Annotated in this window: 10 protein-coding genes; 6 read left to right on the forward strand and 4 right to left on the reverse strand. The window is 61.0% G+C overall.

The genetic code is table 11. The annotated features are described in order from the left end of the window. Nucleotides 1-155: 155 nt before the first annotated feature. The 4 genes from KGA82_RS05170 to edd form a co-directional block, all read right to left on the reverse strand. Nucleotides 156-1,625, reverse strand: coding sequence for an ATP-binding protein (locus tag KGA82_RS05170; protein ID WP_192229115.1), 1,470 nt, complete (start codon nt 1,623-1,625; stop codon nt 156-158). Then, nucleotides 1,615-2,346: a response regulator gene (locus KGA82_RS05175; RefSeq protein WP_008031015.1), complete on the reverse strand. Its 732-nt coding sequence runs from the start codon at nt 2,344-2,346 to the stop codon at nt 1,615-1,617. Before KGA82_RS05175 ends, KGA82_RS05170 begins: the two co-directional genes overlap by 11 nt. A gap of 172 nt (nt 2,347-2,518) precedes the next feature. Further along, entirely contained in the window at nt 2,519-3,469 is a 951-nt protein-coding gene (locus KGA82_RS05180; RefSeq protein WP_008031013.1) for a glucokinase, read from the reverse strand. After that, nucleotides 3,466-5,292 (reverse strand): phosphogluconate dehydratase, encoded by a 1,827-nt coding sequence (gene edd, locus KGA82_RS05185; RefSeq protein ID WP_008038612.1) that lies wholly within the window; start codon nt 5,290-5,292, stop codon nt 3,466-3,468. Before edd ends, KGA82_RS05180 begins: the two co-directional genes overlap by 4 nt. A gap of 220 nt (nt 5,293-5,512) precedes the next feature. Here edd and gap point away from each other — a divergent pair, with 220 nt between their 5' ends. From gap to KGA82_RS05215, 6 genes are all read left to right on the forward strand, one after another. Further along, nucleotides 5,513-6,514 (forward strand): type I glyceraldehyde-3-phosphate dehydrogenase, encoded by a 1,002-nt coding sequence (gap, locus tag KGA82_RS05190; RefSeq protein ID WP_008031008.1) that lies wholly within the window; start codon nt 5,513-5,515, stop codon nt 6,512-6,514. Nucleotides 6,515-6,682: 168 nt separating this feature from the next. Further along, nucleotides 6,683-7,147, forward strand: coding sequence for a methylglyoxal synthase (locus tag KGA82_RS05195; RefSeq protein WP_223449770.1), 465 nt, complete (start codon nt 6,683-6,685; stop codon nt 7,145-7,147). 77 nt (nt 7,148-7,224) lie between these two features. Further along, nucleotides 7,225-7,743 (forward strand): RNA polymerase sigma factor, encoded by a 519-nt coding sequence (locus KGA82_RS05200; protein ID WP_008038635.1) that lies wholly within the window; start codon nt 7,225-7,227, stop codon nt 7,741-7,743. A gap of 81 nt (nt 7,744-7,824) precedes the next feature. Next, the gene (locus KGA82_RS05205; protein WP_207285455.1) at nt 7,825-8,790 is read left to right on the forward strand and encodes a FecR family protein; all 966 of its coding nucleotides are present in this window, start codon (nt 7,825-7,827) and stop codon (nt 8,788-8,790) included. 122 nt (nt 8,791-8,912) lie between these two features. Next, nucleotides 8,913-11,504, forward strand: a complete 2,592-nt coding sequence (locus KGA82_RS05210) for a TonB-dependent receptor (protein WP_207285456.1) — start codon at nt 8,913-8,915, stop codon at nt 11,502-11,504. 113 nt (nt 11,505-11,617) lie between these two features. Further along, nucleotides 11,618-12,226 carry a biliverdin-producing heme oxygenase gene (locus KGA82_RS05215; protein WP_192229112.1) on the forward strand — a complete coding sequence of 203 codons (609 nt, stop codon included), beginning with the start codon at nt 11,618-11,620 and terminating at the stop codon, nt 12,224-12,226. Nucleotides 12,227-12,296: the final 70 nt, after the last annotated feature.

Genomic DNA, 12,296 nt, shown 5'->3' on the forward strand with positions numbered 1-12,296 from the left:
TAACGAAGGGGGCGAGTTATGTCACCAAGCTGTGACAATTTCAGGGCGTGGCGCCTGTTTGCTTTTGTAGGAGCCGGCTTGCTGGCGATCAACGATAACGCGGCGTGTCAGGCACGCCGCTATCGCCAGCAAGCCGGCTCCTACAAGGTTGTGTGTCAGTCGATTGATCGAGGCAATTGGAGTGTCACCCGCAACCCGCCTTCACGCAGGTTTTGCAGGCTGACTTCCCCGCCATGGCTATGGGCAATGTTGCGCGCAATGCCCAACCCCAACCCATAACCCTGCTGCTGCCCGGCCAGACGAAAGTGCGGCTCGAACACCTGCTCCAGCCGCTGCTCCGGCACACCCGGCCCTTCGTCATCGACATGCAGGACAAACGCGTTCTCGTCGTCATCGATGTGCAGGTGCGCGTTCTGACCGTACTTCAAGGCGTTGTCGATCAGGTTGCCGATGCAGCGCTTGAGCGCCAGCGGTTTGCCCGGATACGCCGCCAGCGCCCGCCCCTGCTGGGTCACGCGACCATTGCCGTTAGGCGCCAGATACGGCTCCACCAGGCAATCGAGCACATGGTTGAGGTCCACCTGTTCGATGTTTTCGTGGATGTCGGTGTCTTTCACGCATTGCAGCGCGCCTTTGACCAGCAGCTCCAATTCATCAAGATCACGACCGAATTTGGCTTGCAGCTTTTCGTCTTCCAGCAATTCGACACGCAGGCGCAAGCGGGTAATCGGCGTGCGCAAATCATGGGAAATCGCACTGAACAACTGGCTGCGCTCAGTCAGGTAACGGCTGATACGTTCGCGCATCGCATTGAAGGCGCGCCCCACTTCGACCACTTCACTGCCGCCGCCTTCGGCCACCGGCTCGACTTCCGCCCCGAGGGACATGTCCCGCGCCGCCCGCGCCAAACGCTTGAGCGGCCGGCTCTGCCAGTGCACCAGCAGGCCGATGAACAACAGCAAAAAGCCGCTGGTGAGGACGATGAACCAGACTTGCTGCGCCGGCAGGCCTTGCTCTTCAAGGCTGGTGTAGGGCTCGGGCAACAGCGAGGCGATGTACAGCCACTCGCCCGGCGCCATCTGGATTTGCGTGACCAGCACCGGCGGATTCACCGGCTCAAGGGTCAATGCGTAGTGCGCCCAGGAACGCGGCAGCTCATCCAGTTTCAGGCCACCGTTGAAGATCCGCAGGTCTTCGGGGCTGACAAAGGTCACCGAGATATCGGTGTCCTGGCCGAGCGACTGACGCAGCACTTCGTCCACCGCTTTGAGCACCGCCGCTTTGCGCGGGGTGATCGGCAGCACTTCCATGCCCAGCGGTTTGTCGTTGAGGGTCACCACGAAACGGGTGCCGCCCATGCTGCGCAACTGGTCGAGCACCAGCGGCCTGAACGCGACCGGCAACGAGCGAAAATAACTGACGCTGGCGGTCATCGAATGGGCAAGGCTGCGGGCGCTGGTGACCAGGCCTTCCAGCTGCGTGGCACGCAATTGCGAGACCCAGATCACGCTCGACAACGTCTGCGCGAACAACACCGCCAGCAAGGTCAGCAGCAACATCCGCCCGAGCAGCGAACGCGGGACCGGAACCTTTGCCGCGAGCTTGCGCAACACCTCAGTGACCATTGCTGGCAACCACATTGGCCGCCAACTGATAACCGCTGCCACGCACGGTGCGGATCAGTCGTGGCGGTTTTTCGGTATCGCGCAGGCGTTGGCGTAAACGGCTGACAGCCATGTCGACGATCCGGTCCAGCGGCATCAGGTCGCGGCCACGGGTGGCGTTGCCGATGGTGTCGCGGTCGAGGATTTCCTGGGGGTGATCGAGGAACAGTTTCAGCAGGGCGAAATCAGCGCCGGAGAGAATCACTTCTTCGCCATCGATGTGGAACAGCCGATGGCTGACCATGTCCAGTCGCCAGTCATCAAAGGCCAGCACTTCACTGCCGGAACGTTCCTGGCCGAATTGCGCACGACGCAACAAGGCTTTGATCCGCGCCTGCAATTCACGAGGGCTGAAGGGTTTGCCAAGGTAGTCGTCGGCGCCCAGTTCCAGGCCGATGACGCGGTCGGCTTCGTCGGAGCTGGCGGTGAGCATGATGATCGGCACTTGCGCCTGCCGCGGGTGCTGGCGGATCCAGCGGCAGAGGCTGAAACCGTCTTCGTCGGGCAGCATCACGTCGAGGATCACCAGATCGCTCGGCGCATCGTTCAACGCCTGGCGGAAACCGGCGCCGTCGGGCGTGGTACGTACCTGGAAACCCGCACGGGTCAGGTAGGTGTCCAGCAACTCGCGTATCTCTTGATCGTCATCGACCAACAAAATCGACTTGTTGACTGAGCTCACGGGGCGGCGTCCTTGTTGTTTGAATTTGAGGATTATGCCTGATCGATCATAAATCTATGTGTCTGTTCCGGCCTCTTCGCGGGCAAGCCTCGCTCCTACAGGTTGCTCCGGTGCTTCTGTAGGAGCGAGCGGTGCGGCGTCCGACTTGCCCGCGAAGAGAACGACGCGGTCCTTATGCCTGGTCGAGGGCCACACCCGCACCCACCAACCCGGAATACGGCGCCGTCACCAGCCACACCGGAATTCCCTTGAAGTAATCACTCATGCAACCCTTGTCGGCAAAGCACCGCGCAAAACCGCTTTCGAGGAAGAAATCGGCAAACCGTGGGATCACCCCACCGACGATAAACACACCACCGCGCGCCCCCGTGGTGAGCACGTTGTTGCCCGCCACGCGACCGAGCCAGCAGCAGAACTGTTCCAGCACTTCCAGCGCAATCGGATCACCCGCCAGGCCGGCGGCGGTAATCGCTTCCGGCGTTTCGAGCACAGGCGTGTGCCCGTCCACCGCGCAAATCGCCCGATAGACGCGCGGCAAGCCGCTGCCACTCAACGCCGTTTCCGCGCTGACATGCCCAATCTCGTTGAAGATGTGCTGCCACAACTGAGTTTCACGCGGGCTGCTCAACGGCAAATCGACGTGGCCGCCCTCGCCCGGCAATGCAGCAAAACGCCCTTCGCCGAGATCGAGCAAAGTACCGACGCCCAACCCCGTGCCCGGACCAATCACCACCGCCGGGCGCAACGGTTCCGGCGTGCCTTCGCAAACCACGCGGAATTCGCCCGGCTGCAAACGGGTCATGCCCAGAGCCATCGCCGAGAAATCGTTGACCAGCAGCAGTTGCTCCACTTGCAGGGTCTGGCAGAACGCCTTGCGGCTGAGGCGCCAGTGATTGTTGGTGAACTTGAATTCATCACCGCTCACCGGGCCGGCCACTGACAGACACACGGAACCAATCGAACCCGGCGCCAACCCCTGCCCGTTCAGATAGACGCTGATCGCCTCTTCCGGGCTGGGAAAATCTGCCGTTGCCAGCACCTGGACCGATTCCAGCTGCTGGTTTTTCCACAACGCGAAACGTGCGTTGGTCCCACCGATGTCACCGACCAAAGCCAGTTTCAATTAAGCGTCTCCAGGGCAGAAGTAAAGGCGCTGGCGCCCTGCTCTGCGGAGCTGAAGGCCATGCGCATGAAACCAAACAGCTCGCGACCAGTGCCAATGTTGTTGCCCAACAGGCCCTTGGCCGGCGTGCGCGCTGCGAATTCTTCGGCGTCCACCTTAAGCTCCAGGGTGCCTTTGACGCCATCGACGCGGATGATATCGCCCTCTTGGACTCGCGCCAAAGCGCCGCCCACGTAAGCTTCGGGGCTGACGTGAATCGCCGCCGGGATTTTCCCCGAGGCGCCGGACATGCGCCCGTCGGTGACCAGCGCGACTTTGAAGCCGCGATCCTGCAGCACGCCGAGGAACGGCGTCATTTTGTGCAGTTCCGGCATGCCGTTGGAGCGCGGGCCCTGGAAGCGCATCACCGCGACAAAGTCCTTCTCCAGCAAACCGGCCTTGAACGCATCGGCCAGATCCTGTTGATCCTGGAACACCATTGCCGGTGCTTCGACGATCTGGTTTTCCAAGGCGACTGCCGAGACTTTCATCACGCCACGACCGAGGTTGCCTTCCATCACGCGCAAGCCGCCCTCGGGCGAAAACGCACGCGCCACCGGGCGCAGGATGGTTTCATCGAGGCTGTCGGTGACGCCTTCGCGCCATACCAGCTCACCGTTATCGAGGAACGGTTCCTTGGTGTAGCGGCTCAGGCCGTGGCCCAGAACCGTGTTGACGTTTTCGTGGAGCAGGCCGGCTTCCAGCAGTTCGCGGATCAGGAACGACATGCCGCCCGCCGCCTGGAAGTGGTTGATGTCGGCTTTGCCGTTCGGGTAGACGTGGCTCAGGGTCGGCACGACTTCGGAGAGGTCGGCCATGTCCTGCCAGGTCAGTTGAATGCCCGCCGCCATGGCAATCGCCGGCATGTGCAAAGTGTGGTTGGTCGAGCCGCCGGTGGCGTGCAGCGCCACGATGGAGTTGACCAGCGAACGTTCATCGACGATTTCGCCGATCGGCATGAAGTTGCCATTCTGCTTGGTCAGGCGCGTGACCTGATGCGCCGCTTCGCGAGTCAGGGCATCGCGCAACGGCGTGTTCGGGTTGACGAAAGAAGCGCCCGGCAAGTGCAGGCCCATGACTTCCATCAGCAACTGGTTGGTGTTGGCGGTGCCGTAGAAGGTGCAGGTGCCGGGGCTGTGGTAGGAATTCATTTCCGATTCCAGCAGCTCTTCGCGCGAGGCCTTGCCTTCGGCATAGCGCTGACGCACATCGGCTTTCTGCTTGTTGGAAATGCCCGAGACCATCGGCCCGCCCGGTACGAAAATCATCGGCAGATGACCGAAGCGCAACGCGCCCATCATCAGGCCCGGCACGATCTTGTCGCAGATGCCGAGCATCAGCGCGCCATCGAACATGTTGTGGGAAAGGGCAACAGCGGTGGACAGCGCGATCACTTCACGGCTTGGCAGGCTCAGTTCCATGCCCGGCTCGCCTTGGGTCACGCCATCGCACATCGCCGGGGTGCCGCCGGCGAACTGGCCGACGGAGCCGATTTCGCGCAGGGCTTTTTTGATCAGTTCAGGAAAGACTTCGTACGGCTGATGCGCCGAGAGCATGTCGTTATATGACGAAACAATCGCGATGTTCGCGGAGTTCATCATTCGCAGGCTGTTCTTGTCTTCGGTGCCGCAACCGGCCACGCCATGGGCGAAGTTGGCGCATTGCAGCTTGCCGCGCATCGGACCGTCGCTGGCCGCACCGCGAATGAGCGCAAGGTAAGCCTCGCGGGTTGCGCGGCTGCGGGCGATAAGCCGTTCGGTGACCTCAAGGACGCGGGGATGCATGTGTAGAACTCCAGGCTAACGGATGTGGCGACCTGATTGTCTATGCTGAACAAGAGCCGTTGTTGATGGGATGACAAACGGCTTTCTTGATCATTCGGACCAGTTGATTCAGGTCACTCGTTGTAGATTGAACAAAATATTGCCACTAAAAAGGCTTGTTTTCTATTTTTATGCGAATAATCTTGTAATTCCAACAACAAAACGACGGCGGCCCTGTTAAATGACTCTTCGAATCGCAATCAATGGTTTTGGCCGTATCGGCCGCAACGTCCTTCGCGCACTGTATACCCAAGGCTACCGTCAGGATTTGCAGATCGTTGCAATCAATGACCTGGGCGACAGCGCGATGAACGCTCATCTGCTCAAGTACGACACTGTTCACGGCACGTTCGACGCCGATGTCCAGCATGATCAGGAAAGCCTGACCGTCAACGGCGACCGGATTTCCGTCAGCGCCATTCGTAACCCGGCCGAGCTGCCGTGGGCTGCGGAAAAGATTGATGTCGTGTTCGAATGCACCGGTTTGTTCACCGACCGGGCCAAAGCCGCCGCGCATATTACGGCCGGCGCGCGCAAAGTGATCATCTCTGCACCGGCCAAAGGCGCCGACGCCACCGTGGTGTATGGGGTGAACCACGACATTCTGCGCCAATCGCACCAGATTATTTCCAACGCGTCGTGCACCACCAACTGCCTGGCCCCGGTGGCCCAGGTGCTGCACCGCGAGCTGGGCATCGAAAGTGGTTTGATGACCACCATCCACGCCTACACCAACGATCAAAACCTGACCGACGTCTACCACACCGACCCGTACCGCGCGCGTTCGGCCACCCAGAACATGATCCCGAGCAAGACCGGTGCGGCCGAAGCGGTCGGCCTGGTGCTGCCGGAACTGGCAGGCAAACTGACCGGCATGGCCGTGCGTGTGCCGGTGATCAACGTGTCGCTGGTGGACCTGACCGTGCAACTGAAGCGCGAGGCGTCGGCCGATGAAGTGAACGCGCTGCTCAAGGAAGCCAGCCAGCATTCGAAGATTCTGGGCTACAACACGTTGCCGCTGGTCTCGAGCGACTTCAACCACAACCCGCTGTCGTCGATCTTCGACGCCAACCACACCAAGTCCAGCGGCAAGCTGCTCAAGGTTCTGGCCTGGTACGACAACGAATGGGGCTTCTCCAACCGCATGCTCGATAACTGCCTGGCGCTGTGCAACGCTGAGTAACTCTGTGCCTGTTGCGCCGTACCCGACTCTGTAGGAGCCAGGCTTGCCGGCGAAGAACGATGACGCGGTCTAACAGATACATCGCGCCGCTCGGTTCGCGGGCAAGCCTCGCTCCTACAGGCGATGGCGTACTCAACCATCGTCGGTAACCTGCCTACGGAATACCCCATGATCGGTATCAGCTTCACGCAAAAAACCGTCGCCGTGCGCAAACGCATCGCCCTGGTCGCCCACGATCACTGCAAGGTGTTCCTGCTGGACTGGGCCGAGCGGCACAAAGACAAGCTCGCGCAACATGAACTGGTCGCCACTGGCACCACGGGTTTGTTATTGCAACAACGCCTCGACCTGCCCGTGGAAAGCATGATCAGCGGCCCATTGGGCGGCGACCAACAACTCGGGGCGCAAATCGCCGAGCAGCGGGTCGACATGCTGGTGTTCTTCTGGGACCCGTTCGAACCGCAACCCCATGACCCGGACATTAAGGCATTGCTGCGGGTCGCGGCAGTCTGGAACATTCCCGTCGCCTGCAATGAATGCAGCGCCGACTACCTGCTCAGCAGCCCGTTAATGGATCAGGCGCATTCCCATCGCATTCCCGATTACGCGACCTATTTGCTGGGCCGCGCATAAACCTTCACAAATCAGGACTTGACCATTGCAGCGGATGATAAGCATTATCATTTGATCGAAATGGATCAGGTCCTCCCGTGAGTCAATCGCGCTTCAATCATGTCTTCATCGCCCAGCGCGTCTCTCTGCTGCGCACGCTGGAGCGGATGGTCAACAATCACAGCACCGCCGAAGACCTCTTGCAGGAGACCTACCTGCGCGTGACCCGTGCGCTCAGCGAACGGGCCATCGACCACCTTGAACCCTTTGTTTTCCAGACCGCCCGCAACCTGGCGCTGGACCATTTGCGTGCGCGGCGCATTCAGTCCCGGACGATGCTCGACGACGTGCCGATGGACGTGGTGGAAAGCATTGCCGCGCCGGCCAGCAGTGCCGAGGACGCCGCCCATGCCAAACAATTGCTGGAGCGTTTGAACGTGAGCCTCAGTGAACTCAGCGCCCGTCAGCAGCAGATTTTCATTCTCAGCCGTTTGCACGGGCACAGCTATCTGGAGATTTCCGAGAAGCTCGGCGTGTCATTGAGCACGGTGCAAAAGGAGTTGAAGCTGATCATGGCCATCTGCATCGGTGTCGCCGAACGGTTAAACGGCGACTGAGCAAGCAAGGCTTTGCTACCCTTGCCCACTTTCAAGCTCCACTAAAAAACAGCCGTGCACAGACACTGCCGAGGAAACACCGTGACGGACACCCACCGCTCCCCTCCGCCCTCCCCGGCGCGGGACTCCGCAAGTGCGATGGACCAGGCCCTGGACTGGCTGATCGTGCTGGGCAGTCCGAGCGAAGAACAGTCTCGCCAGTTCCAGGCATGGCTGGACGCCGACCCTTTGCATGCACAAGCGTTCGCCAAGGCCCAGGCCATCTGGGACGGCCCGCAAGTCGTGCAATGCGCGCAACACCTGGCCGCGCTGCCACCCAAAGTCACCGTGTTGTCGCGCCTGCGCCCGCACTGGAAACCGTTGGCCACCGCTGCCGTGTTGATCCTCGGCCTGTTCAGTTTCAGCAACCTGCCCCTGCGTCTCCAGGCCGATCACCTGACGGTGGTCGGTGAGCGTCAGCGCCTGCAACTGGAGGACGGCTCGAAAGTCCTGCTCAATACCAACTCGGCGTTTTCCAGCACCATCAACGATCAGCAGCGCGTCGCCCGTCTTTATCAGGGCGAAGCGTTTTTCGAAGTGCCGGCCCATCGCGGCCAGCCGCTGGAAATCGACGCCGGACCGGTGAAGGCCAGCGTGCACGACACGGCGTTTGCGGTGCGCTACCTCGATGGCGTGACGCAGGTTCAAGTGCAGCGTGGTGATGTCGACTTGCGGGCGACCCGCGACGATGCACGGATTCGCCTGTCTGCCGGCGAAAGCATCCGCATCGGCCCCAACGGTTTCGACCGGCCGGCCAGGCTCGACGCCGCGACTGACCTGGCCTGGGTCCAGGGCCGACTGGTGTTCGAAAACTGCCCGATGAGCCAGGTGCTGGCGGAATTGCGTCGCTACTACCCAGGCTGGATCATCAACAACAACGAGCAGTTGGCCGACGTCGCCGTGACCGGCAATTACCGTCTCGACCAGCCGCTGGACGTGGTCCGCTCCCTGGCGCACATCACCTCGGCGCGGCTCCAGGAATATCCGGCGCTGGTGATCCTGAACTAAATGAGAATTATTTTTACTCGATAGCTGAAGCTCGTACGTCTCGTTATAGCCAATGCAATTGATTCGCATCTTCATATGCCAATCAGCACCTATAAAGATTCGTGCGACTCGGAGCGCTATCGATGTCCTCTCGCCTTACCCGCCACTCCTCTTCACCGTCCCGCGTGCTCTCGCTGTTGACCGCCGCCATCCTCATGGCTGGTAGCGCGCCGCTGATGGCCGCCACCGCCGCCGAGCAACCGACGCGCAACATGGGCGATTACGCGTTTGCGATCCCGCAACAGTCGCTGGTCTCGGCACTCAATGCCTTTACAGCGGTGACGGGCTGGCAGGTCGGCTTGCCGGCAGAACTTGGACAAGGCGTGGCCTCGCCGGGTGTGCGCGGGTCCTTGTCGCCGGAGAAAGCCCTGGATCGCCTGTTGGTGGGGACCAACCTGAGCTATCGCAAACTGGGCAACAACAACATCGTCCTGGAAAAGCGCCCGAGCAGCGGCGCGCTCAACCTGCAACAGGTGACCATCAGCGCCACCCGCCAGGAACAAACCGTGGAAAGCGTGCCGGGCACCGTCACCGTTCACACCCGCGAAGAGCTGGACCGCAACAACGTCAACACCATCAAGAACCTGGTGCGTTACGAACCGGGCGTTTCGGTCGGTGGAGCGGGCCAGCGCGGCGGGATCAGCGGCTACAACATCCGCGGCATCGACGGCGACCGGATCCTGACCCAGGTCGACGGCGTCGAAGTACCCAACGATTTCTTCAACGGCCCTTACGCCAAGACCCAGCGCAACTACGTCGACCCGGAGATCATCAAACGCGTCGAAATCCTCCGTGGGCCGGCCTCGGTGCTGTACGGCAGCAACGCCATCGGCGGCGCGGTCAGCTATTTCACCCTCGACCCGGACGACATCATCAAACCCGGCAAAGACGTCGGCGCCCGCCTGAAAACCGGCTACAGCTCCGCCGACGAGAGCTGGTTGAAGTCCGCGACCGTGGCCGGCCGCGCCGATCAGTTCGATGGCTTGCTGCATTACAGCCAGCGCGACGGTCATGAAACCGAATCCTACGGCAGCAACAACGGCACCGGCCTGGCGCGCACTGCGGCCAACCCGGAAGACGTGCGTACCTACAACGTGCTGGCCAAGATCGGCTGGAACTACAACGAAGATTCGCGCCTGGGCCTGACGTATGAAAAGTACAAGGACGACCGCGACACCGATCAGAAAAGTGCCTACGGCGGTCCGTTCGACAAAGGCCAGCCGGCGATTCCGGCCAGCGTCCTGCCGGGCGGCATGTACCAGTGGCGCACCGGTAACGACACCGTCACCCGCGAGCGTTTCGGCCTGGAACACAGCTTCGCCCTCGACAGTCTGCTGGCAGACAACGTCAAGTGGAGCCTGAACCACCAAGTCGCCAAGACCGACCAGAGCACCGAAGAGTTCTACTACCCGATCTCACGTAAAGTGCTGCGTACCCGCGAAACCCTTTATGAAGAAAAGCAGTGGGTGTTTGACGCGCAACTGGACAAGGCTTTCAGTCTTGCCGACACCGAACACCTGCTGACCTACGGCACCACGATCAAGCAGCAGAAAGTCACCGGTTCGCGCAGCGGCAACGGCACCTGCCTCGCGGTCTTTGGCTCCTGCCGAACCCTCGGCGCCGTCAGCACCGCAGACGTGCTGAAAAAATCCAGCGACTTCCCCGATCCGACCGTCAACACCTACAGTTTGTTCGCCCAGGATCAAATCAGCTGGGACAAATGGACCTTCCTGCCGGGGCTGCGCTACGACTACACCGAGCTCAAGCCGCACATCACCCAGGAGTTCTTGAACACCGTGGCGGCCGATGGCCGCGGCACCGTCAGCAACGACTCAAAAACCTGGCATCGCGTGTCGCCGAAATTCGGCCTGACCTACGCCCTGACTGACCAGTACACCTGGTATGGCCAGTACGCCGAAGGTTTCCGCACACCAACCGCCAAGGCGTTGTACGGGCGCTTCGAGAACACCACCACCGGTTATCGCGTGGAACCCAACCCGAACCTCGACCCGGAAACCAGCAAAGGTTTTGAAACCGGTCTGCGCGGTCAATTCGAATCGGGCTCCTTCGATGTGGCCGTGTTCTACAACAAGTACCGCGACTTCATCGAAGAGGATGCCATCTCCCCCGGTTACAACGAGCTGACCTTCCAGAGCGCCAACATCAAGCGCGCCACGATCAAGGGCGCAGAGGTCAAGGGACGTCTGAACCTCGACGTCTTCGGCGCGCCACAAGGTCTGTACACCCAGGGCTCGGTGGCCTACGCCTACGGTCGCAACAATGACAACGGCGAACCGATCAACAGCGTCAACCCGCTGACCGGCGTGTTCGGCCTCGGTTACGACCAGGACAACTACGGTGGTTTGCTCAGCTGGACGCTGGTGAAAAAGAAGGATCGTGTCGACGACACCAAATTCAAGTCGCCGGACGGCGTCAGCAGCCAGTTCAAATCGCCGGGCTTCGGCGTGCTGGACCTGACCGGTTTCTACAAAGTGACGGACGACGTGACCGTCAGCGCCGGGGTCTACAACCTGACCGACAAAAAGTACTGGCTGTGGGATGACGTGCGCGGTTACGACGGCGTCGGCGAGGCGTCGGTCCTCAGCCCGGCCAACCTTGATCGCCTGACTCAGCCGGGTCGCAACTTCGCGGTCAATCTGGTCTGGGACATCTGATCCTGCACGCTCACTGCGCGGCTTTTTATAGAGCCGCACAGTGAGTTTTTTTACTGTCAGGCGTCTTCTTGTTCGTCTCGTTACCAAGCGCCTCTTTTCTTCAAGGATTTCTCATGACTAACCAGGACACTGCTCAACGCCCGGCTTTGCGCTCGCAACGCTTGAACCAGATCACCCATGAACCCCACACCAAACTCGATGCGCTGGTCAAAGCCCACGCGCCGTTCGAAACCCAGGCCAATTTCGCCCGTTTCGTGGTGGCGCAGTATCTGTTCCAGTCGGAGCTGGTGGCGCTGTACAACGATGCCGAACTGATCGCCATCGTTCCCGATCTGGCAGCGCGCTGCCGTGCCGAGGCGGCCAAGGCTGACCTGGCCGATCTGGACACCGAAGTGCCGGCGCCTGTCGCTGGCGCAGTGAACACCCCGAGCAAAGCCGAAGCGCTGGGTTGGTTGTTTGTGTCCGAAGGCTCGAAGCTCGGTGCAGCGTTCCTGATCAAGCGGGCTGTCGGCCTGGGTCTGAGCGAGACCTTCGGCGCCCGTCACCTCGGCGAACCGGCCGGCGGCCGCGCTGAAGGCTGGAAAAGCTTCGTCAAGACGCTGGATGGCCTGGAACTCACCGAACAGGAAGAAGCCGAGCTGGATAAAGGCGCAATTAATGCGTTCAACCGCTTCACCGTGTTGCTGGAACACGCCTACGCCACCACCCCCGAACTCGCCTGATAACCCCGCCCTTGTAGGAGCGAGGCTTGCCCGCGAAGAACGATAACGCGGTTTTTCTGACAGACCGCGT

The organism is Pseudomonas sp. BF-RE-22 (assembly GCF_019956155.1).
Lineage (GTDB): Bacteria > Pseudomonadota > Gammaproteobacteria > Pseudomonadales > Pseudomonadaceae > Aquipseudomonas > Aquipseudomonas migulae.